This is a genomic window from Variovorax sp. Varisp46, assembly GCF_059491885.1.
Genome location: NZ_CP168515.1, coordinates 1,685,917 through 1,706,191, shown reverse-complemented (window position 1 = coordinate 1,706,191; position 20,275 = coordinate 1,685,917). Strand labels below are relative to the sequence as shown.

19 protein-coding genes are annotated in these 20,275 nt (G+C 67.4%); 6 read left to right on the top strand and 13 right to left on the bottom strand.

Features of this window, described 5'->3' with window-relative positions; translation table 11 throughout:
* Positions 1-79 precede the first annotated feature (79 nt).
* A complete protein-coding gene (locus ACEN9N_RS08020; RefSeq protein WP_007829816.1) occupies positions 80-385 on the top strand; it encodes an NIPSNAP family protein in 306 nt (101 codons plus the stop codon).
* Positions 386-388: 3 nt separating this feature from the next.
* On the opposite strand, the gene ACEN9N_RS08015 is transcribed toward ACEN9N_RS08020, so the two are convergent.
* Positions 389-1,120, bottom strand: coding sequence for an HAD family hydrolase (locus ACEN9N_RS08015; RefSeq protein WP_007829818.1), 732 nt, complete (start codon positions 1,118-1,120; stop codon positions 389-391).
* A gap of 15 nt (positions 1,121-1,135) precedes the next feature.
* On the opposite strand from ACEN9N_RS08015, the gene hemH reads away from it, so the two are divergent.
* Entirely contained in the window at positions 1,136-2,173 is a 1,038-nt protein-coding gene (hemH, locus tag ACEN9N_RS08010) for a ferrochelatase (RefSeq protein WP_478178728.1), read from the top strand.
* 36 nt (positions 2,174-2,209) lie between these two features.
* Here the strand turns inward: hemH and ACEN9N_RS08005 are convergent, their stop codons facing one another.
* From ACEN9N_RS08005 to ACEN9N_RS07950, 12 genes are all read right to left on the bottom strand, one after another.
* Positions 2,210-2,773, bottom strand: coding sequence for a thioredoxin family protein (locus ACEN9N_RS08005; RefSeq protein ID WP_495656361.1), 564 nt, complete (start codon positions 2,771-2,773; stop codon positions 2,210-2,212).
* A 133-nt stretch (positions 2,774-2,906) separates the two neighbouring features.
* Entirely contained in the window at positions 2,907-3,413 is a 507-nt protein-coding gene (locus tag ACEN9N_RS08000) for a DUF1993 domain-containing protein (protein ID WP_495656360.1), read from the bottom strand.
* 54 nt (positions 3,414-3,467) lie between these two features.
* On the bottom strand, positions 3,468-4,343 hold the full coding sequence (locus tag ACEN9N_RS07995) for an alpha/beta fold hydrolase (protein WP_495655821.1): 876 nt from the start codon (positions 4,341-4,343) through the stop codon (positions 3,468-3,470).
* A 115-nt stretch (positions 4,344-4,458) separates the two neighbouring features.
* The gene (locus ACEN9N_RS07990) at positions 4,459-5,526 is read right to left on the bottom strand and encodes a branched-chain amino acid ABC transporter permease (protein ID WP_413313844.1); all 1,068 of its coding nucleotides are present in this window, start codon (positions 5,524-5,526) and stop codon (positions 4,459-4,461) included.
* 14 nt (positions 5,527-5,540) lie between these two features.
* Positions 5,541-6,524, bottom strand: coding sequence for a branched-chain amino acid ABC transporter permease (locus tag ACEN9N_RS07985; protein WP_413313843.1), 984 nt, complete (start codon positions 6,522-6,524; stop codon positions 5,541-5,543).
* A 145-nt stretch (positions 6,525-6,669) separates the two neighbouring features.
* The gene (locus tag ACEN9N_RS07980) at positions 6,670-7,401 is read right to left on the bottom strand and encodes an ABC transporter ATP-binding protein (RefSeq protein WP_495655820.1); all 732 of its coding nucleotides are present in this window, start codon (positions 7,399-7,401) and stop codon (positions 6,670-6,672) included.
* Positions 7,398-8,162: an ABC transporter ATP-binding protein gene (locus ACEN9N_RS07975; protein ID WP_007829834.1), complete on the bottom strand. Its 765-nt coding sequence runs from the start codon at positions 8,160-8,162 to the stop codon at positions 7,398-7,400. Before ACEN9N_RS07975 ends, ACEN9N_RS07980 begins: the two co-directional genes overlap by 4 nt.
* 41 nt (positions 8,163-8,203) lie before the next feature.
* Positions 8,204-9,649 carry an extracellular catalytic domain type 2 short-chain-length polyhydroxyalkanoate depolymerase gene (locus ACEN9N_RS07970; RefSeq protein ID WP_495655819.1) on the bottom strand — a complete coding sequence of 482 codons (1,446 nt, stop codon included), beginning with the start codon at positions 9,647-9,649 and terminating at the stop codon, positions 8,204-8,206.
* A gap of 225 nt (positions 9,650-9,874) precedes the next feature.
* Positions 9,875-11,062: a substrate-binding domain-containing protein gene (locus tag ACEN9N_RS07965; RefSeq protein WP_478178730.1), complete on the bottom strand. Its 1,188-nt coding sequence runs from the start codon at positions 11,060-11,062 to the stop codon at positions 9,875-9,877.
* 132 nt (positions 11,063-11,194) lie between these two features.
* Positions 11,195-11,482, bottom strand: a complete 288-nt coding sequence (locus tag ACEN9N_RS07960; RefSeq protein WP_042674251.1) for a hypothetical protein — start codon at positions 11,480-11,482, stop codon at positions 11,195-11,197.
* Complete coding sequence (locus ACEN9N_RS07955; RefSeq protein WP_007838001.1) at positions 11,479-11,814, bottom strand: hypothetical protein; 336 nt, start codon at positions 11,812-11,814, stop codon at positions 11,479-11,481. Before ACEN9N_RS07955 ends, ACEN9N_RS07960 begins: the two co-directional genes overlap by 4 nt.
* Before the next feature lie 232 nt (positions 11,815-12,046).
* Positions 12,047-13,576 carry a sigma-54 interaction domain-containing protein gene (locus tag ACEN9N_RS07950; RefSeq protein WP_042674253.1) on the bottom strand — a complete coding sequence of 510 codons (1,530 nt, stop codon included), beginning with the start codon at positions 13,574-13,576 and terminating at the stop codon, positions 12,047-12,049.
* A gap of 137 nt (positions 13,577-13,713) precedes the next feature.
* Here ACEN9N_RS07950 and ACEN9N_RS07945 point away from each other — a divergent pair, with 137 nt between their 5' ends.
* The 4 genes from ACEN9N_RS07945 to ACEN9N_RS07930 are packed head-to-tail and all read left to right on the top strand — an operon-like array spanning position 13,714 to position 20,232.
* Positions 13,714-14,418 (top strand): TetR/AcrR family transcriptional regulator, encoded by a 705-nt coding sequence (locus ACEN9N_RS07945; protein ID WP_413315444.1) that lies wholly within the window; start codon positions 13,714-13,716, stop codon positions 14,416-14,418.
* Positions 14,415-15,908 (top strand): efflux transporter outer membrane subunit, encoded by a 1,494-nt coding sequence (locus ACEN9N_RS07940; protein WP_413315439.1) that lies wholly within the window; start codon positions 14,415-14,417, stop codon positions 15,906-15,908. Before ACEN9N_RS07945 ends, ACEN9N_RS07940 begins: the two co-directional genes overlap by 4 nt.
* Positions 15,905-17,095 carry an efflux RND transporter periplasmic adaptor subunit gene (locus ACEN9N_RS07935; protein WP_495655818.1) on the top strand — a complete coding sequence of 397 codons (1,191 nt, stop codon included), beginning with the start codon at positions 15,905-15,907 and terminating at the stop codon, positions 17,093-17,095. Before ACEN9N_RS07940 ends, ACEN9N_RS07935 begins: the two co-directional genes overlap by 4 nt.
* Positions 17,096-17,115: 20 nt before the next feature.
* Positions 17,116-20,232 carry an efflux RND transporter permease subunit gene (locus ACEN9N_RS07930; protein WP_413315437.1) on the top strand — a complete coding sequence of 1,039 codons (3,117 nt, stop codon included), beginning with the start codon at positions 17,116-17,118 and terminating at the stop codon, positions 20,230-20,232.
* The last annotated feature ends 43 nt before the right edge of the window (positions 20,233-20,275 follow it).

Genomic DNA, 20,275 nt, shown 5'->3' with positions numbered 1-20,275 from the left:
CGTGGCGCAAACTATAGTCAGGCCCATGAATCGCTGCAGACGCGGCGGCAATACCCCCTTCACAGCCGGAACAACATCCATGGTCACCTGCTACCTGCGCTACATCGTCGACCCCTACAAGCTCAAGGAGTTCGAGCACTACGGCAGGCTTTGGATTCCGCTGGTCGAGAAGTTCGGCGGCCAGCACCACGGCTACTTCCTGCCCTCCGAGGGCGCGAACGACCTGGCCCTGGCGATGTTCAGTTTCCCGAGCCTGGCCGCGTACGAAAAGTACCGCGCCGACTCGATGCAGGACCCCGAATGCCAGGCCGCGTTCAAGTACGCGCAGGACACGCGCTGCTTTCTCAGCTACGAGCGCAGCTTCTTCCGACCGGTCTTCAAATAGCGCTCAGCCGCCCAGCGCCATGCACAGCGCGTGCAGGTTGGGCACGATCAGCTGCGGCCGCGCGCCGTGCACCCAGGGCCGCTCGTCGCGCACCAGCCAGGCCGCCTGCATGCCGGCATTGAGCGCGCCCACCACGTCGAGCTCGGCGTCGTCGCCGACGTGCAGCACGTCTTTCGGCAACAGGCCGACCGAAGCCGCGGCGGCGCGGAAGATCGGCGCGTGCGGCTTGCCGCTGCCGAAGGCGCGTGCATTGAAGGCGGTGCGAAACCAGCGGCCGACGCCGGTCTTGTGGATGTCTGCATTGCCATTCGAGACCGCGACCAGCGGATAGCGCTCGCTGAGCCACTTCAGCGCGGGCAGCGCGTCGTCGTACAGCGTCACGCGCTGGCGCTCCGCGAAGAAGGCGTCGAAGGCCGGGTCGGCCAGCGCCGGGTCTTCGCCAGCCCGCGTGAGCGCGGTGCGGATCGACTCACGGCGCAATGCGCTCAGGTCATGCGCGAGGTCGGAGCGCTCCTTGGCTGTGGCTTCGCGCAGCTCACGCAGGATGCCCGGCGTCATCAGCAGCGAAGCCGTCTTCGGCGCCTCGCGCAGCAGCCATGCATGCAGCACGGCCTCGGCGCGTTCAATGGTCGGCCAGATCGGCCACAGGGTGTCGTCGAGGTCGAGAGAGATCGCCGAGATGCGCTTGAGATCGAGGGGCGCGGCGCCCGCAGGCACCGGGGAAGCGGAAGTCATGCCCGAGAATATCGCATGCCTTCGACCCACGAGAACGCCTCCTCAAGTACCCCGCGCACCGCTGTGCTCTGGTGCAACCTGGGTTCGCCCGACGCGCCCACCGCAGCCGCCGTTCGGCCCTATCTCGCCGACTTCCTGGGCGACCCGCGCGTGGTCGAAATCCCGAGGGCGATCTGGGCACTGATCCTGCACGGCATCATCCTGCGCACACGCCCGGCGAAGTCGGCCGCCAAGTACGCGAGCATCTGGACGCCCGAGGGTTCCCCCTTGAAAGTGTTCACGCAGAAGCAGGCCACGCTGCTGGCCGGCTGGCTCGGCGAGCGCGGCCACCGCGTGACGGTGCGCGACGCGATGCGCTATGCCAACCCGTCCATCGCTTCCCGCCTCGACGCGCTGCAGGCCGAAGGCGCCACGCGCGTGCTGGTGCTGCAGGCCTACCCGCAATACTCGGCCACCACCACGGCCAGCGTGATCGACGCGGTGAACGACTGGAGCCGCAGGCAGCGCCGCCTGCCGGAGTTCCGCTTCGTCAACGACTACCACGACGACCCGGCCTACATCGAAGCGCTGGCGCAAGGCATCGAGAAGCACTGGAAGGCCGAAGGCCGCGGCGAAGTGCTGCTGATGAGCTTCCACGGCATTCCCGCGCGCAACATCGCGCTGGGCGATCCGTACCAGTCGCAGTGCCTCGAGACCGCTCACCTGCTCGCGGCGCGGCTAGGCCTCACGGCCGCCCAGCACCGCGTCACCTTCCAGTCGCGCTTCGGCCGTGCCAAGTGGCTCGAGCCCTACACCGAGCCCACGCTGCGCGAACTCGGTGCCTCCGGCATCAAGCGGGTCGACGTGGTGTGCCCGGGGTTCCCAGCCGACTGCCTGGAGACGCTCGAAGAAATCGCCATGGAAGGCCGCGAGGCTTTCATGCACGCGGGCGGCCAGGCCTTCAGCTACATCCCCTGCCTCAACGACAGCCCGGCATGGATCACCGCGCTCGCGGACATCGCCGAACGCAACCTGGCGGGCTGGCCCACGCAACGGACATCCGTCATGACATGAAGCGCATCGTCTCGTCGCCGGAATGACCGGGCGCGCTCAACCCGCCGGCCTGCGCGCCAGCAACACCTCGATGGCGGCCTCCATCTCGGCGTACTCCCCTTCGCCGAAGTGCTGCCGCATCACCTGCCCCTTGCCGTCGACCAGATAGAACGCTGGCCAGTACTGGTTGTTGTAGGCCCTCCAGGTGGTGAAGCTGTTGTCCTGCGCCACCGGGTAGCGGATGTTGAAGCGCTCGATCGCGTCCTGCACGTTGCGCGTCGATTTTTCATACGCGAACTCGGGCGAATGCACGCCCACCACCACGAAGCCCTGGTCCTTGTACTTCTCGTACCAGCGCACCACGTGCGGCAGCGTGCGGATGCAGTTGATGCAGGAGTAGGTCCAGAAATCGACAAGCACCACCTTGCCGGCCAGCCCCTGCAACGTGAGCGGTTCCGAGTTGAGCCACTTGTCGATGCCCGCAAACTCGGGCGCCTTGCCGTAGTCTCGCAGGCCCGGCGACGCGGCCAGTGCACTGCGCGCCGGCCACCCGCCGCCTGCTGCCGTGACAAGCGCCAAGGCCCCCACGGCGAACCCCGAGAACGCCCTTCTGGACACCATGCTCTTCATGATCGCAACCTTGTTCGTGTCAGACCGACAGCGGTCAGGCGCGATTGTTTGCGGCGCACGCGCTGCGTGCGCATGTGTCACGGCAATTTGAAGTTTGTCCCGGCGCCGTGAAGGCGCCCGGTCTTCAGAACTTGCCCAGATAGTCCATCTTGCCGATCGGCATGCCCTTGTGGCGCAGCAGGTCGTAGGCCGTGGTCACGTGGAAGAAGAAGTTGGGCAGCGCGAACTGCAGCAGGTAGCGCTGCGCGGTGAAATGCGCCTCGCCCTCGCGGGCCTTGATGGTCACGGGCCGCTCTTCCTGGCCGTCGATCAGCGCCCGGTCCACGCCCGCGAGGAAGTCTTGCGTCTTCGCGATGCGCGCCACCAGGTCGTCCCAGGTCTTTTCCTCATCGGGAAAGCTCGGCGCGGTGATGCCCGCGATACGGGCCATACCCAGCTTCGACGCGTCGCTCGCGCGCTGGATCTGGCCGGCCAGCGTGAGCATGTCGGGCGCGAGGCGCGCCTCGACCAGCGTGGCCGGATCGATGCCGTTGGCCTTGGCATGCGCCAGACTCTTGTCGAGAAAATGGGTGAGTTGTCCGAGTCCGCGGATGAAGACGGGCACGGACAGGTCGTACATCGAGAGCGCCATGGTGTTCGAGGCCTTGTGGTTGGAATCGGCGGCGATTGTCACGCCGCCCGAGCCTCAGGATCCGGCCGCGCGAATAAACCCTTCGATCAGCTCCAGTTGTTCCGGCACGTTGAGCGCGGGCGCGTGGCCGCAGCCCTGGATTTCGACCACCTTCAGCAACCCGGCGGCGCCCGGCCCCCGCTGCTGCATCTGCTGCGTCACCTCGGGCAGCACGAGGTCCGACTCCGCACCGCGCAGGCACAGCACCGGCACCTCGATGGTGTCGTAGTGCGGCCAGATCAGGTAGTCGTTGTCGTGCGCGCTGAACTGGCGGACCATGGCCGGGTCGTAGTGCGGCGTGACGCGGCCGTCGGCCAGCCGGCGCGTGGAGCTTTCGGTCAGGCGCCTCCACTGCGCATCGCTGAGCCAGCCATAGGGCTTGTAGACCGTGCGGAAGAAGGCCTCCAGCTCGGCCACCGTATCGAACGACGGCGGCTCGCCCGCATAGGCGCGGATGCGCTCGATGGCCGGCTGGGCCAGCTCGGGCGCGTTGTCGTTGAGCACCAGGCTCGCGATGCGCGCCTTCATGCGCGGCTCGAACAGGCCTGACGCGCAGACCGTGCCGATGGCGCCGCCCATCGAGGTGCCGACCCAATGCACACGCCCGAGCTGCAGTTCGTCGCACAGCGCATTGGCGATGCGCGCATAGAACGAGAGTTTGTATTCCTCGTCGGGCAGCGGGCTCCACTGACTCAGGCCGCGGCCGATGGTGTCGGGACAGATCACGCGCAAGCCGCGCGAGGCGAAGTGCTGCGCCAGCTCGTCCATGTCGCGGCAGGTGCGCGCCAGGCCGTGCCATGCGATGACCACTGGCGCCTCCGGCGCGCCCCAGTCGAGCCAGTGGATTTCGCGGCCCGCGAGCTGGGCGTAGCGGGAAAGTGGCAAGTTCATTTCTGTGATTCCCTTTCAGGCGTGCCGCGGAACCGGCTTTGCCGGGCCGCTGGCACGGCCCCCTGCAAGGGGGTGGGAGTAGCGACACGAAGTGCGCGAAGCCTGGGGGTGAGCTTCATTTGACCGCCCTCGCACGCAGTTTTCCGACGATGCCGGTGGGGAAGTAATAGACGGACAGCACGAAAAGCACGCCCAGCCACAGAAGCCATCGGTCGGGCGACAGCAGCGCAGCCAGCCAGGGCAAGCCGCTCGCCGCCTCGCTGGCTATGCGCAGCAGGTCCTGCAGGTAGCTCTGCGCCACCACGAACAGCACCGCGCCAATGGCCGCGCCGTAGATCGTGCCCATGCCGCCGATCACCACGATCAGCAGCACATCGATCATGATCTCGAAGCTCAGCGAGGTGTCGGGCCCGTTGTAGCGCAGCCAGACCGCGAGCATCGCCCCGGCCAGCGTGGCGAACAGCGCCGACAGCACGGCAGCCGTGGTGCGGTACACCACCACGCGGTAGCCGATGGCCTCTGCGCGGAACTCGTTCTCGCGGATAGCCTGCAGCACGCGGCCGAAGGGCGAGTTCACGATGCGCAGCAGCGCCAGCACCAGCACCACCGCCGCCACGAACAGCAGGTAGTAGCACAGCAGCCGGCCGTCGAGCGAGACGCCGAGGAAAGGCTCTTCCGCGAACTCGAAGCTCGGCGAGATCAGTTCGGGCAGCTTGAAGGTCAGGCCGTCCTCGCCGCCGGTGAAGTCGGAAAGCTGCGAAGCCAGCGTCTGGAAGGCCGAGGCCACGGCCAGCGTGATCATCGCGAAGAAGATCGCGCGCACCCGCAGCGAGAACAGGCCGATGGCGAACGAGAGCAGCAGCGAGATCGCGAGCGAGGCGCCCAGCCCCACCAGCACCCCGCCCCAGTTGGGCCCGAGCCGCGTCGCCGAGATCGCGATGCCGTACGCCCCGATGCCGAAGAACATCGTGTGCGCGAAGCTCACGATGCCGGTGTAGCCCAGCAGCAGGTCGAAGCTCGCGACCAGCACCACGAACACCAGGATCTTGGCCGCGACGCTGAGCGCCTTCACGCCCGGGAAGATGAACGGCGCAAAAGCGAGCGCAATGAACAACGCGACCAGCAGCAGCGCGAGCAAGCGGCTGCGCGGCATGTCATTGGAGAGAAGTCGTTTCAGGAACATTGACGTCTTCTTTCTCAGCGATTTGCCACGGGATACACGCCCTGCGGACGCCACAGCAGCACCGCGACCATCAGGAAGATGCTCGCGAACTGCGTGAGCGTGGGCAGCAGGAAGCCGATGTAGTTGGTCATGAGCCCCACCAGCAGCGCACCGATCAGCGCCCCGCCGGTCGAACCCAGCCCGCCGATGATGATCACGATGAAGATCAGCACGTTGACCTGCGCGCCCATCTGCGGCACGAGATTCTGCTGGAACAGGCCCCACATCACACCGCCCAGTCCGGCCAGCGCACTGCCCACCACGAACACGCCGACGAAGAGCCGCCCGATGCGGTAGCCCAGCGACTCGACCATCTCGCGGTCCTGCACGCCGGCGCGAATGAGCAGGCCGATCTTGGTGCGCCCCAGCGTCCATGCCAGCACGCCGAACACGACCACGCCCACGGCCACCGCGAGCAGCCGGTACTTGCTGATGGCCGCGTCGCCGACCAGCAGCGAGCCGCGCAGCGCGTCGGGCAAGGGCAGCGGCACCTGCCCCGGGCCCCAGATCACCTTGATGAGCTCTTCGCCGATGATCATGCCGCCCATGGTGATGAGGATCTGTTTCAGGTGCTGGCCGTACACGGGCCGCACGATGAAGCGCTCGAAGGCAAGGCCCACGGCACCGGCCACCGCCATCGCGACCAGCATCGCGGGGAACACGGCCACGAGGTTTCGCCACAGCTCGCCCGAGCCGGTCCAGTCGCCCATCAGGCCGAGCACGCTGCTGGCCACGAAGGCGCCGAGCGCGATGAACACACCGTGGCCGAAGTTCAGCACATCCATCAGGCCGAACACGAGCGTGAGGCCCGAGGCGATGATGAAGATGATCATGCCCATCGCCAGACCCGCGACCGTTAGCGTGAGCCAGGTGGAGAAGGAACCGGTGAGGGGCAGCGCGGCCAACGCGAGCACCGGCGCGAGCAGCAGCGGTTTCCAGTCGAAGTCGATCTTCGTCATGCGCGCGCTCCCTCGTGCTCCTTCCCCCTCTGGGGGAAGGCTGGGATGGGGGCTGGCGGCGCTTGCAAGGCCACGCTGCATCGAAGGCCGCGAGCCCCCACCCCAACCCTCCCCCAGAGGGGGAGGGAGAAATACATCGAATACTTCATAGAGCCAGTCCAAGCAGCGATTGCTGCAGTTGCGCGTCCTCGGAGAACGCCGCCATCGAGCCGCTGTGCACCACGCGGCCGTTGTCCATCACCGCGACGGTGTCGCCCAGTCGCTGGGCGAAGTTGATGTTCTGCTCCACCAGCAGGATGGTCACGCCGCTGCGCTTCAGCTCGTCGAAGGCATCGATCATGTTGTTGATCATCACGGGCGCAAGGCCCTTGCTGGGCTCGTCGATGATGAGCAGCTCGCGCGGCTCCACGATGGCGCGCGACACGGCCAGCATCTGCTTCTGCCCGCCCGAGAGCTTGCCCGCTGGGTGGTTCCAGAACTTCTCGACCGCGGGAAAGAGCTTGAAGATCCACTTCAGGCGCGTGTCGTCGATCTGCGCTGCGTTCTTGGCGCCACGCGCGGCGAGCAGCATGTTCTCTTTCACCGTGAGGTCGGAGAAGATGCCCATGTTCTCGGGCACGTAGGCAATGCCCAGGCCGGCGATCTGCGGCGTGTGCTGCGTGGTGATTTCCTTGTCGCCGAAGCGCACCCTGCCCTGCGACGCATGCCACAGGCCCATGATGGTTCGCAGCGTGGTCGTCTTGCCCGCGCCGTTGCGGCCCAGCAGCATCGTGAGTTGGCCCTTCGGCACGGCGAGATCGACGCCGTGCAGGATGTGGTACGCCCCGATGTGTGTGTGCACGCCCTCGAGGCTCAGAAGAAGATTCTCGGCGCTCATGCAGCCTCCTTCGCGATGCCCAGGTACGCCTCCTGCACCACCGGCGAGGCGATCACCTCCGCCGGTTCGCCGTCGGCCACCAGCGTGCCGTTGTGCAGCACGATGATGCGGTCCGCGAGCTCGCGCACCACGTCCATCTTGTGTTCGACCAGCAGGATGGTCTTGCTCTTGTCCTGCTTGAGCTTGCGGATCAGATCGAGGATGACCGGCGCCTCGGCCGCGTTCATGCCGGCCGTGGGCTCATCGAACATGAAGACCTTCGGCTCCAGCGCCATCAGCAACGCCACTTCGAGCTTGCGCTGGTCGCCGTGCGGCAGGCTCGCCACGGTCGCGTGCTCGCGCGATTTCAGCGCCACGTCTCCAAGGATCTGGTCCGCGCGCTCGGTCAGCGCCTTGTGGTCGCTCCAGATGCTCCACAGGTTGAGCCCGCGCCGGTGCGCGCCCTCGCGCGTGGCCTGCACCGCGAGGCGCACGTTCTCCAGCACCGTGAGGTTCGGGAACAGGTTGGTGAGCTGGAAGGCGCGCCCCAGCCCCGCGTGCGTGCGCGCCGAGGGCGACAGGCCCGACAGCGAGTGCCCGTCGAGCGAGACCGTGCCGGCGCTCGCCTTGAGCTGGCCCGAGATAAGGTTGAAGTAAGTGGTCTTGCCCGCCCCGTTGGGGCCGACGATGGCCGTCAGCGTGCCCGGCGCGAAGGCGCAGCTCACACCGTTGACGGCCACGTGCCCACCGAAGCGGATGGTCAGGTCCCGGGTCTCAAGCATCGTTGGTCATTGCGAATTGAAAAGAGAAATGAAGACGGACCTCAACAGGTGCCAATCACGTAGTAGTTGGGGCCGGTCTGCTTCAGCGTGGTGGTGACGTAGATGTTCCACAAGCCCATCGACTGCCCCGAGCCGTAGGCATAGGTAAGGCCCCACAGTGCATAGGCTCGCCCGGCCACGGTGTGCGTGTAGTTGCTCGCGGTGTAGCACGTTTCGCCGCCGCCGGAGCCCGCGGTGGTGGCGCCCGTGGCTGCGGCCGACATGGCGCCTTCGACGTTGCTCGCGTCCAGCGCGGCCACCGTCCAGCTGTACGTGGTCGATGCGGCCAGGCCGGTGTCGGTGTAGCTGGTGGCGGCGACGGGAGAGGCGTTGACCTTGCTGCCGCCGCGGTACACGTTGTAGCCGCTGGCGCCCGTGACGCCAGCCCAGCCGATCACCATGCTGCTGCTGGTCGCGCCCGAGGTGCCCACGCCGGTGGGCGCGGGCAGGCCGCTGCCGCCCGCCGAGCCGGTGACGCGGTCGATCATGGCCTTCATCGCCGCCATCTGCGGTCCGGATTTCTTGGAATAGTTGACGCTGTCGTAGCCCCACCAGTCCCAGCAGCTGTTGGTGGCGGCCGTGCTCGTCTGCGGGTAGATCAGCACGATGTTGTTGGTGTCGGCCCAGCGGTTGTAGCCGGTCTTGCGCACGTACTGGTCGCCCACGTCGGTGTAGTTCTGCTTGCAGCCGTGCAGCACCAGGTGCACGCGGCACGAGGTGGTGGTGCAGGCCTGCGGCACGTAGATCCAGCCGGTGGTGGCCATCCCGTGGCCGGTGATGAACTCCGACTGGCTGAACTCGGTGAAGGTGCCGCCCAGCGTGCCGTTGTTGCGTGGGTTCAGCGGCCCGTAGAGCTGCGTGAGGATCTCGCCCGCGAGGTCGAAGCCGCAGTTGTTGATGTAGGGTGCGGCGGTGGTGCTGCAGGCGCCGCCGTAGTCGTCGGTGACCATCGCGTGGCCTGCGCCGATGTTGTTCTTGTAGACCGTGTTGGCGGTGGGCACGAAGCTCTGGTAGTAGGTCTTCAGGTCGTCCATGACCGCCTGCTTGACGGTGTTGTCCGATGTGCCCGAGAACAGGTACACCTTGGAGCCGCTGAGGTTCGACACCGGGTCGATCGCGCCGCTGGCGGCCCAGCTGTTGGTGGTGCTCACGAGCGACGACACCGGGATGCTGGTGCTGTGCGTCATGCAGCGCCCGGTGGCGTTGGTCACCGAGCCTTCGGCGCAATAGAACGGCCCGCCCGCCACCACGCCGGCGCCGCGCTTGAAGGTGGCCGAATAGGCCACATGCAGTTGCACCGACATGAAGCCGCCCGCCGACAGGCCGGACACGCTCACATCCGCCGGGTTGGCGCCGAGCGCCGGCAGCGGCACAGCCGCCGTGGCGGCATGCGCCGCCACCGCCATTGCCGCGGCCGCGGCGAATCCCTTCCAGTTCATCGATCGCATCGCTGTCTCCTTGTGTTGTGGGTATCGAACGCTTGCTTGCTGACGAATCGGCCGTGGATCAGGCTGGCTGCGCAGACGCAGGCTGGCGCTTCGCCCGGCGGCCATCCGGGGCGAAATGGAGAACACTCAAGGAACACCGCGGAACCGGCTTGCCGGGCCGCTGGTGTTGCCCCCGGTAGGGGTAGGCGCAGCGACACGAAGTGCGCGCAGCCTGGGGGCGAGCCCTTACCTTTTGTTCTTGATCGGGATGTCCATCTCTTCAGGCTTGATCTCGTGCACCAGCTCCGGCACACCCCAGGCAAACGCCGGGTCGACCTTGATCTTGAAGTGGTACATCGACTGCATCGCCTGGTGGTCTTCCTTGCGGAAGGTCATCTTGCCCTTGGGCGTGTCGAAGCTCATGCCTTCCATGGTGCTGATGAGCTTGTTGGTGTTGGTGTCGCCGTTGGTCTTCTTCAGCGCCGTGACCACCGCCATCGCGGCCGAGAAGCCGCCGGCCGTGAAGAAGTCCGGCGGCGTCTTGAACTGCTTGTAGTGCGCCGACACCATCGCCTCGTTCACCGGGTTCTTCGGGATGCCGAAGTAGTAGTACGCCGCGCCTTCCATGCCCGGCAGCGCCTTGTAGGCCGCCATCGCGGGCAGGATGTTGCCGCCGGTGGCGATCTCGATGCCGTAGCGCTTCAGGTCGAGGTCGACGATCTTGAACGGGTTGCCCGCGCCGGCCCAGACGATCCAGATGACCTTGCGGCCCGGCTGGTCCTTGAGCTTGTCGATCAGGCGCTGCGCGCCGGCCGTGAAGTCGGTGGTGGTGGGCGGCAGGTACTCCTCATGGACCAGCTTGGCCTTCTTGAGCGCTGCGCCGAAGGCCTTCACGCCGTCGCGGCCGAAGGCGTTGTCCTGCGCCAGCGTGGCGACGGTGACGCCCGGCTTGTCGACGGCCACCGCGTTGGAGATCGCATCCTGGCTCGAATTACGGCCGGTGCGGAAGATGTACTTGTTCCACTTGTCGCCGGTGATCGAGTCGGCCACCGCAGGCTCGACCAGCAGGATCTTCTTGTATTCCTCGGCCACGGGCAGCATCGCGAGCGCCACGCCCGACGAGGTCGGGCCGACGGCCAGCGCGGCCTTGTCGTCGGAATAGGCGGCCGCCAGCAGCGACTTGCCGAGGTCGGGCTTGCCCTGGTCGTCCTTCTCGATGACCACGAGCTTCTTGCCGTTGACCATCATCGTGCCGCCGGTGGCGTAGTCCAGGCCCATCATGAAGCCGGTCTGGGTCTGCTTGCCGTAGGCCTCCAGTGCGCCCGTCTTGCTGTAGATGTGGGCGATGCGGATTTCGTTGGACTGGGCCCAGGCGGGTGCGGCGGCTGCGCAGGTGGCGAGTGCGGCCAGGGCGACGAGGTGGCGACGGTTCATTCTTTGTCTCCTGATAATGGTGACTGAATATTGCACAGTTCGTGCCATTCTCTAAGCCATTGATAACAAACGCTTCTTTATTCGAGAAGAGCGCCATTCGACTGAATTCAGAACACTGGCGATGTCTTTTTTTCAGACATCTGTCTTTTTATTGTTCAGGGTTTTCGCGGAGGCTTGGCGCTGCGCGATCCATTGCTTGAACTGACGCTCGGCCTGCATGCGGAATTCGTTGCGCGCGTGATTGCAGGCTGCGTGCGCGAGCCGCCGGTGCTTTGACGAACGGATGCCGCCGAAGGTCGAGTCGACGAGATGCTCGATGGTGGCGGCCTCTGGCCGGCCCGCGGGCTCCTCGAAATCCATAGGCAGCCCGCACCAATGGCAGTTGGGCCCGAAGGTGGAGCGCAGTGCCTTGATGCTCACAGGTTCGCGTACTCCAGGATCTCCTGGCCCATCAGCGTGCAGTCGTTACCCGACACGAAGTAGATGAGCCGCATGCGGTACTCGCCCTTGTAGATGCTGCCCCAGACTTCGAGCACCTTGAACTGCTGCTTCTTGTTGGCAGGGTTGCGGATCGGCGGCAGCTCTTTCACGTCGGGGCTGATGCGGATGCGGTCGTCCTCGCCGAAATGGAAGGTCAGCAGCTTCTTGGCACGGGCGACGGCCTCGCCGGAACACTGAGGCGCGGCATTTGCCAAACTGGCAGCGGCGCAGAGGGCAAGGCAGGCAGCGGAGCGGGCAAGGGCCTTCTTCATCGGATGTGGCGTCGGAGTTGTGGGCTGGAGCGGGAGTATCGCTCTGACACCGGGCTCAATGCTCCGGTCACGGGGACTCCACCCAATAGAGCTGCTTGTGGCCCCGAGCCTCGTAGACCTGCTGGTCGTAGTCGGCAACCCTTCGGCTCTCATATTCGTGCATCAGGACTCGCCAATGGACGTGTGGCGCTCGATGTCCGCGCGGCTTATCTGCGCATGGCAGACAGTGAATTCACGTTGGCTGTTCCTGACTCGTCATCCGCTCATACAAGGTCGCCCGCGAAATCCCGAGCAGGCGCGAGGTCGCCAGCTTGTTCCCGCCCGTCGAAGCCAGCGCCGCCGCGATCGCCTTGCGCTCCAGCTCGGCCACCTGCTGCGCCAGCGGCCGCAGCAACGCCGCTTCTTCATCCGCATCGTGCGCGCTCTGCAAGGTGGCCGGCAACTCGATCTGCTCCAGCCCAGCCTCGCGCAGGATGCGTTCGAGCTGCACGGAATCGATGCGCTGCGAGTCGCTGCGCATGGTCACCTGCTCCAGCACGTTGCGCAGTTCGCGGATGTTGCCGCGCCAGTGCTGGCCCGCGAGCAGCGCGAGCGCGTCGGGCGTGAGTTCGGGTGGTGCCTCGCCGCTGCGCAGCGCCATGTCCTCGCCCAGCGCCTCGACCAGCGCGGGAATGTCCGAGCGCCGCTCGCGCAGCGGCGGTACGCGCAGCGGCAGCACGTTGAGGCGGTAGTAGAGGTCTTCGCGGAACAGTCCGCGCCGCACCAGCTCCGGCAGGTCGCGCGAGGTGGCCGCGATCACGCGGGCATCGAAGGGCACGAGCTTGTTGGAGCCCAGCGGCTCGATCTCGCCCTCCTGCAGCGCACGCAGCAGCTTGGCCTGCAGGCCAAGCGGCATGTCGCCGATCTCGTCGAGGAACAGGCTGCCGCCGTCGGCCAGCTTGAACTTGCCCTCGCGGCCCTTGCGGTCGGCGCCGGTGAAGGCGCCGGGTGCGAAACCGAAGAACTCGGCTTCGAGCAGCGTGTCCGGCACGGCCGCGATGTTGACACTGACGAACTGGCCCTTCGCCCGCGCCGACGAGGCATGGATCGCGTGCGCCAGCAGTTCCTTGCCCGTACCGGTTTCTCCCAGCAGCAGCACCGGGCTGGCCGACTGGGCCGCACGGCGCGCATGCCGCTTCACCTCCACCGCCGCCGGGCTGCTGCCGATGAAGCTCGCGAAGGTGTACTTGGAGCGGCGCTGGCCATCGGGCGCATGCTGGTAGAGCGGGTTGTTGCGCTGGCTCGCGAGTTCGCGCCGCGCGTCGTCCAAGTCGCGCTGCAGCAGCGCGAACTTGCTGATGAGCGGCTGCAGCGTGGTCTCGGGCTGGTCGAACAGCACGATGCCGATGGCGCCGATCACCTCGCCCGCCCCGCCCTCGCGCTCCTGGCGCAGCGGGAGGCGGCTGACCACGAAGGTGCCGGCCTTGTTGGTCAGCAGGTCCACGAGGATCGGCTCGCCGGTCTCAAGCACTCGCCGCATCTGGGTATTGGGAATCACGTCCTCCACCATGTGCCCCAGGAACTGGTCGATGGACGAAAAGCCCAGCGCCGGCAGGAAACGCCGGTAGCCCTCGTTCACCCACACGATGCGCCCGCTGCTGTCCACCAGGAACATGCCCTGGCTGATGCTTGAAAACAAATGAAACATCGAGCGCGCGGCCAGCGCGAGGATGCCCTCGGCGTCGAGGGGCAGTGTGGGCGGTGCGGTGGGAGCGACAGGCATGGCGGGATCGTAGCGCGCATCAATCGGCAACAAATCCGGCATCAAAGTCCGCGGGGAAATGCCCAGAATCGAAGTTGCAGACAAAAGCCTTCAGCAGCCCTTAAGTAAATCAATCGTTTGATTTCATGCATGGTTTAATGCGGGGCATGAATGCGAGAGACCCGATCACCCAGGCCCCGCGCCGCGCACCGCGCAGCGACGGCGCCGAGGCACGCCACCGGCTGCTCCACACAGCGCTGCGGCTGTTCGCGCAGAAGGGGTTCTCCAAGACCTCCACGCGCGAGATCGCCCGCGAGGCGGGGGTCAACATCTCGGCCATCAGCTACTACTTCGGCGACAAGGAGGGGCTGTACGCGGCCACCTTCAGCGAACCGATGGGCGGCGACTCCAGCGACCTCGTCGCCGCCTGCAACGTGCCCGGCCAGTCGCTCGAAGACACGCTGCGCATCTGCATGGTGTCGATGATCGACCCGCTCAAGCAGGGCGAGATCGTGCGGCAGTGCATCCAGTTGCACATGCGCGAGATGCTGGAGCCGACGAGCCGCTGGGCCGAAGAGCTGGAGCGCGACATCAAGGGTCCGCACCGCGCCATCGCCGACCTGCTGTGCCGCCACCTGAAGGTGGAGCGGGCCGACGACGACATCCACCGCCTGACCTTCGCGATCACCGGGCTGTCGATGCAGCTCTACGTGAGCCAGGATTTCATCGAGGCCATTCGCCCTTCGCTGCTGCGCACACCGCGCGCCATCGACACCTGGGCCGACCGCCTCACGGGCTATGCGCTGGCGCTGGTCGAAGCCGAGGCGGTCCGCCGGAATGCCGAGAGAAAGCTGAAGAAATGAGAAGACTCCGACTGAAACTGATGGCTGCCCTCTGCCTGGGCATCGGCCTGATGGGCTGTTCGCTGACGCGCCCGCCCGCGCAGGTCGAGGCGCCGTTCCCTGCGCAATGGCACGCTCCCCTGCCCCACGGCGGCTCGCTGGCATCGCTGGCCGACTGGTGGCGCCAGCTCGACGATCCGCTGCTGGTCGAGCTGATCGCCGCAGCCGAAGCGGCAAGCCCGAACATTGCCAGCGCAGCGGCGCGCGTGGCCGAGGCGCGCTCCACGCGCGTGCAGGCCGGCGCCGCGCTGCTGCCGAGCCTGGACGGCACGGCTTCGGCCAGCCGCGGCACCTCGGGCTTTGCTTCCAGCGGCGGCGGCAGCAACAGCAGCAACCTCTCCGCGAGTACGCCGATCACCACGCTGCAGGCGGGCCTGCAGTCGAAATGGGAGATCGACCTGTTCGGCCGACTGCGCGCCGACCGCGACGCCGCCGAGGCCAAGCAGAACAGCGCCAATGCCAAGTGGCACGACGCCCGCGTGGCGGTGGCGGCCGAGACGGCCAACGCCTATTTCGCCGAGCGTGCCTGCCAGCAGCAGCTGCGGGTATCCGAATCAGACGCGCATTCGCGCTCGGAGACGGCGCGGCTCAACGACCTCTCCGCGAAGGCCGGCTTCACCGCACCGGCCGATGCCGCACTGGCCCGCGCCAGCGCCTCCGACGCCTCGGGCCGCCTCACCCAGCAGCGCGCCCAGTGCGCGGTGCAGCGCAAGGCGCTGGTGGCGCTCAGCGGCATCGACGAAACCACGCTCGAGCAGAAGCTCGCCGCCGCGCCAGCACAGCGTGCACTGCCAGCCGTAGGCAGCATCGCCAGCGTGCCGGCAGAGGCGATCTCGCAGCGGCCCGACGTGTACGCGGCCGAGCTCGGCGTAGCCTCGGCCAGCGCCGACGTAGGCTCGGCCGAAGCCGAGCGCTACCCCAAGCTCACGCTGTCGGGTTCGATCGGACGCACGCAATACCGCGTCAGCGGCGTGCACCAGTCGCTCGAGACCTGGACCGTGGGCCCGCTGTCGCTGACCGTGCCGCTGCTCGACGGCGGCGCGCGCAGGGCCAACACCGACGCCGCCAAGGCGCGCTACGCCGAGGCCGTGTCGCTCTACCGCGCCAACGTGCGGCAGGCCGTGCGCGAGGTCGAGGAGGCGCTGGTCAACCTCGACGCCACCGACGCCCGCACCACCGACGCCGACGCCGCGGTGAAGAACTACCAGGCCTCCTTCGACGCCACGCAGGCCCGCTACAGCAGCGGCCTCGCGAGCCTGTTCGAGCTGGAGGATTCGCGCCGCACGCTGTTCTCCGCGCAGACAGCGCGCGTCTCGCTGCAGCGCGAGCGCACCGAGGCATGGGTTGCGCTGTACCGCTCGATGGGCGGCGGCTGGAGCCGCTCCGCGCCCTCTTCCGAATCGTCCTCAATGACCACCACCCCGGCCACCCAGGTCGCGACGTCGCCATGAAAACAATGAAGCGTTCCACTCTCGTCATCGCGCTGCTCGCGCTGGTCGTCGTCATCGCGGCGATCTTCTTCGTGGCGCGCGGCAAGCCCTCGGACAAGGCGGCCGAGTCCGCCGCCAAGGCAAAGGACGGCGCCTCCGCACCCAGGCCCGCGCTGACCGTCACCGTCGCCAGGCCGGAGGCCACCGAGCTGATGCTCACGCTCGCAGCCAACGGCAACGTGGCCGCCTGGCAGGAGGCCGTGGTCGGCTCCGAGTCCAACGGCCTGAAGCTGGCCGAGGTGCGCGTGAACGTGGGCGACGTCGTCAGGAAGGGCCAGGTGCTGGCCGTGTTCTCGCCCGAGACGGTGCAGGCCGACATCGCGCAGTCGCGCGCCTCGCTGGCCGAAGCCCGCGCCACCGCGGCCGACGCCGCCGGCAATGCCGCGCGCGCCCGCACGCTGCAGGCCACCGGCGCGCTGAGCCAGCAGCAGATCAACCAGTACCAGACGACCGAGCAGACCGCCAAGGCGCGCGTGGAGGCGGCCGAGGCGGTGCTGGCCGCGCAGCAGGTGCGCGGGCGCAACACGCAGGTGCTGGCGCCCGACGACGGCGTGATCTCGGCGCGCACCGCCACCGTCGGCAGCGTGGTCGCGGCCGGCACCGAGCTGTTCCGCCTGATCCGCCAGGGCCGGCTCGAATGGCGCGCCGAGGTCACCTCGGCGGAGCTGAGCCGCATCTCGGTCGGCACCACCGCCTTCGTGGTCAGCGCCAGCGGCGCGCAGGTGCGCGGCAAGGTGCGCAGCATTGCGCCCACGGTCGATCCGCAGACGCGCGCGGCGCTGGTGTACGTCGACCTTCCCAACGTGCAGCAGAACACCGGCATCAAGGCGGGCATGTTCGCGCGCGGCGACTTCGAGCTGGGCCGCAGCTCGGCGCCCACGGTGCCGCAGAGCGCCATCGTGCCGCGCGACGGCTTCAACAACGTCTTCCTGCTCAAGCCTGACAACAAGGTGGCGCAGATGAAGGTGCAGATCGGCCGGCGCCTGAACGACCGCATCGAAATCACCAGCGCGCTGCCCGACGGCGCCCAGGTGGTGGTGCAGGGTGCGGGCTTCCTCAACGACGGCGACCTGGTGCGCGTGGTGGATGCGCCCGCGCCCTCCGCGCAGCCGGCCAGGTCGGCGGCCTCCGCCGCCGCGGCCAAGTAAGCAATTCAAAGGACACGCCCATGAACGTTTCCGCCTGGTCCATACGCAACCCGATTCCGGCGGTGATGCTGTTCGTGCTGCTCACCTTCGGGGGGCTGCTGTCGTTCAACGCGATGAAGGTGCAGAACTTTCCGGACATCGACTTGCCGACCGTGACGGTCTCGGCGTCGCTGCCCGGCGCCGCGCCTTCGCAGCTGGAGACCGACGTCGCGCGCAAGCTCGAGAACTCCATCGCCACGGTGCAGGGCCTGAAGCACATCACCACCAAGGTGCAGGACGGCGCCGCCACGCTGATCGTCGAATTCCGCCTCGAGAAGCCGGTGCAGGAAGCCGTGGACGACGTGCGCTCCGCGGTGCAGCGCGTGCGCGCCGACCTGCCGGCCGACGTGCGCGACCCGGTCGTCACCAAGCTCGACTTCGCGGCCCAGCCGGTGCTGGCCTTCACCATCGCCTCCTCGGCCATGGACGACGAGGCACTGAGCTGGTTCGTCGACAACGACATCACCAAGAAGCTGCTCGCGCTGCCCGGCGTAGGTGCGGTGAACCGCGTGGGCGGCGTCGCGCGCCAGGTGCACGTCGACCTCGACCCGGGCAAGCTGCAGGCGCTGGGCGCCTCGGCAGCCGACATCTCGCGCCAGTTGCGCCAGGTGCAGACCGAGAGCGCGGGCGGCCGCTTCGACCTGGGCGGCAGCGAGCAGCCCGTTCGCACCATGGCCACGGTGCAGTCGGCTGACCAGCTGGCCGACATGCAGATCGTGCTGACCGACGGACGGCGCATCCGCCTCGACCAGGTGGCGCGCATCAGCGACACCATCGCCGAGCCGCGCGCGGCCGCGCTGCTCAACGGCAAGCCCGTGGTGGGCTTCGAGGTGGCCCGCAGCCGCGGTGCCAGCGAGGTGGAAGTGGGCCACGCCGTGCAGAAGGCACTGGCCGACCTGCGTGCGAAGCGGTCCGACATCGAGCTGACCGAGGCATTCAACTTCGTCGATCCGGTGGACGAGGAATACAACGGCTCGCTGCACCTGCTCTACGAAGGCGCCATCCTGGCGGTGGTGGTGGTGTGGCTGTTCCTGCGCGACTGGCGCGCCACGTTCGTGTCGGCCATCGCACTGCCGATGTCGGTGATCCCGGCGTTCATCGGCATGTACCTGCTGGGCTTCTCGGTCAACGTGATCTCGCTGCTGGCGCTGTCGCTGGTGGTCGGCATCTTGGTGGACGACGCCATCGTGGAGGTCGAGAACATCGTGCGCCACCTGCGCATGGGCAAGACACCCTACCAGGCGGCCATGGAGGCGGCCGACGAGATCGGCCTGGCCGTGATCGCCACCACCTTCACGCTGATCGCGGTGTTCCTGCCCACGGCCTTCATGAGCGGCGTGGCCGGCAAGTTCTTCAAGCAGTTCGGCTGGACGGCCTCGCTGGCGGTGTTCGCGTCACTGGTGGTGGCGCGCGTGCTCACGCCCATGATGGCGGCCTACATCCTGAAGCCGATCGTCGGCGCGGAGAAGGAGCCGGGCTGGCTGCGCTGGTACATGCGCGCGGTGGAATGGAGCACGCACAACCGCTTTAAGACGATGGTGCTGGCCACCCTCTTCTTCTTCGGTTCGCTGGCGATGATCCCGCTGCTCAAGACCGGCTTCATTCCGGCGGACGACAACTCGCAGACGCAGATCTATCTCTCGCTCGCGCCCGGCTCCACGCTGGCGCAGACCACGGCCGCCGCCGAGGAAACCCGCAACCGCGTGATGAAGATCGACCACGTGAAGAGCGTCTACACCACTGTGGCGGGCGGCAGCGCGGGTGGTGACCCGTTCGCGAACTTCGGCACGCCCGAAACGCGCAAGGCCACGCTCACAATCAAGCTCGATCCGCGCGGCGACCGCCCGCGCAAGCAGGTGATCGAGAACCGGATCCGCACCGCGCTCGAAACGCTGCCCGGCGTGCGCAGCACCGTGGGCCTGGGCGGCTCGGGCGAGAAGTACATCCTGGCGCTCACGGGCGAAGACCCGGCGGCGCTGGCCAGCGCCGCCAGCGCAGTCGAGAAAGACCTGCGCACCATTCCCGGCCTGGGCAACATCACCTCCACCGCCAGCCTGATCCGCCCCGAGATCGCCGTGCGCCCCGACTTCGCGCGCGCCGCCGACCTGGGCGTGACCAGTTCGGCCATCGCCGAGACGCTGCGCGTGGCCACCCTGGGCGATTACGACCAGGCGCTGGCCAAGCTCAACCTCGCGCAGCGGCAGGTGCCGATCGTGGTGAAGCTGGAAGACTCGGCACGCAAGGACATCGACCTGCTCGGACGCCTCTCGGTGCCCGGCGCGCGCGGGCCCGTGATGCTGAACCAGGTGGCCTCGCTCACCATGGAAGGCGGCCCGGCCGTGATCGACCGCTACGACCGCTCGCGCAACGTGAACTTCGAGATCGAGCTTTCGGGCGTGGGCCTGGGCGACGCCAAGGCCGCGGTGGAAAAGCTGCCCTCGATCCAGAAGCTGCCGGCCGGTGTGCGCGTGACCGAAGTGGGCGACGCCGAGGTGATGACCGAGCTGTTCGCCAGCTTCGGCCTGGCGATGCTCACCGGCGTGCTGTGCATCTACATCGTGCTGGTGCTGCTGTTCAAGGACTTCCTGCATCCGGTGACGATCCTGTGCGCGCTGCCGCTCGCCTTGGGCGGCGCGTTCGTGGGGCTGCTGATCGGGCAGAAGGCGCTGTCGATGCCCTCGCTGATCGGTCTCATCATGCTGATGGGCATTGCCACCAAGAACTCCATCCTGCTGGTGGAGTACGCCATCGTGGCGCGCCGCGACCACGGCATGAGCCGCTGGGACGCGCTGCGCGACGCCTGCCACAAGCGCGCCCGGCCCATCATCATGACCACGCTCGCCATGGGCGCGGGCATGCTGCCGATCGCGGTCGGCTTCGGCGCCGCGGACTCCAGCTTCCGCTCGCCAATGGCGATGGCGGTGATCGGCGGGCTGATCACCTCGACTGTGCTGAGCCTGCTGGTGGTGCCGGCCGTGTTCACCTACGTGGACGACATCGAGCACTGGATCCGGCGCACCGTGCGCAAGCTGCGCGGGCAGCCGGCCGATCCGCACATCGACGACGACCTGGTCGAGACGCCTGCGGCGGGACGATAAGCCTCACGGCGGCAACAAAAAAAGCTGCGGCATTGCCGCAGCT

Bases quoted from the DNA above. Each gene is read 5' to 3' on its own strand.
- ACEN9N_RS07980 (WP_495655820.1), bottom strand. From the start codon at position 7,401: ATGAGCGCCGAGAATCTTCTTCTGAGCCTCGAGGGCGTGCACACACAC.
- ACEN9N_RS08020 (WP_007829816.1), top strand. From the start codon at position 80: ATGGTCACCTGCTACCTGCGCTACATCGTCGACCCCTACAAGCTCAAG.
- ACEN9N_RS07995 (WP_495655821.1), bottom strand. From the start codon at position 4,343: ATGAACTTGCCACTTTCCCGCTACGCCCAGCTCGCGGGCCGCGAAATC.
- ACEN9N_RS08000 (WP_495656360.1), bottom strand. From the start codon at position 3,413: ATGGCGCTCTCGATGTACGACCTGTCCGTGCCCGTCTTCATCCGCGGA.
- ACEN9N_RS07975 (WP_007829834.1), bottom strand. From the start codon at position 8,162: ATGCTTGAGACCCGGGACCTGACCATCCGCTTCGGTGGGCACGTGGCC.
- ACEN9N_RS07965 (WP_478178730.1), bottom strand. From the start codon at position 11,062: ATGAACCGTCGCCACCTCGTCGCCCTGGCCGCACTCGCCACCTGCGCA.
- ACEN9N_RS07990 (WP_413313844.1), bottom strand. From the start codon at position 5,526: ATGTTCCTGAAACGACTTCTCTCCAATGACATGCCGCGCAGCCGCTTG.
- ACEN9N_RS07930 (WP_413315437.1), top strand. From the start codon at position 17,116: ATGAACGTTTCCGCCTGGTCCATACGCAACCCGATTCCGGCGGTGATG.
- ACEN9N_RS08015 (WP_007829818.1), bottom strand. From the start codon at position 1,120: ATGACTTCCGCTTCCCCGGTGCCTGCGGGCGCCGCGCCCCTCGATCTC.
- ACEN9N_RS07950 (WP_042674253.1), bottom strand. From the start codon at position 13,576: ATGCCTGTCGCTCCCACCGCACCGCCCACACTGCCCCTCGACGCCGAG.
- ACEN9N_RS07935 (WP_495655818.1), top strand. From the start codon at position 15,905: ATGAAAACAATGAAGCGTTCCACTCTCGTCATCGCGCTGCTCGCGCTG.
- ACEN9N_RS08005 (WP_495656361.1), bottom strand. From the start codon at position 2,773: ATGGTGTCCAGAAGGGCGTTCTCGGGGTTCGCCGTGGGGGCCTTGGCG.
- ACEN9N_RS07940 (WP_413315439.1), top strand. From the start codon at position 14,415: ATGAGAAGACTCCGACTGAAACTGATGGCTGCCCTCTGCCTGGGCATC.
- ACEN9N_RS07945 (WP_413315444.1), top strand. From the start codon at position 13,714: ATGCGGGGCATGAATGCGAGAGACCCGATCACCCAGGCCCCGCGCCGC.
- hemH (WP_478178728.1), top strand. From the start codon at position 1,136: ATGCCTTCGACCCACGAGAACGCCTCCTCAAGTACCCCGCGCACCGCT.
- ACEN9N_RS07955 (WP_007838001.1), bottom strand. From the start codon at position 11,814: ATGAAGAAGGCCCTTGCCCGCTCCGCTGCCTGCCTTGCCCTCTGCGCC.
- ACEN9N_RS07985 (WP_413313843.1), bottom strand. From the start codon at position 6,524: ATGACGAAGATCGACTTCGACTGGAAACCGCTGCTGCTCGCGCCGGTG.
- ACEN9N_RS07970 (WP_495655819.1), bottom strand. From the start codon at position 9,649: ATGCGATCGATGAACTGGAAGGGATTCGCCGCGGCCGCGGCAATGGCG.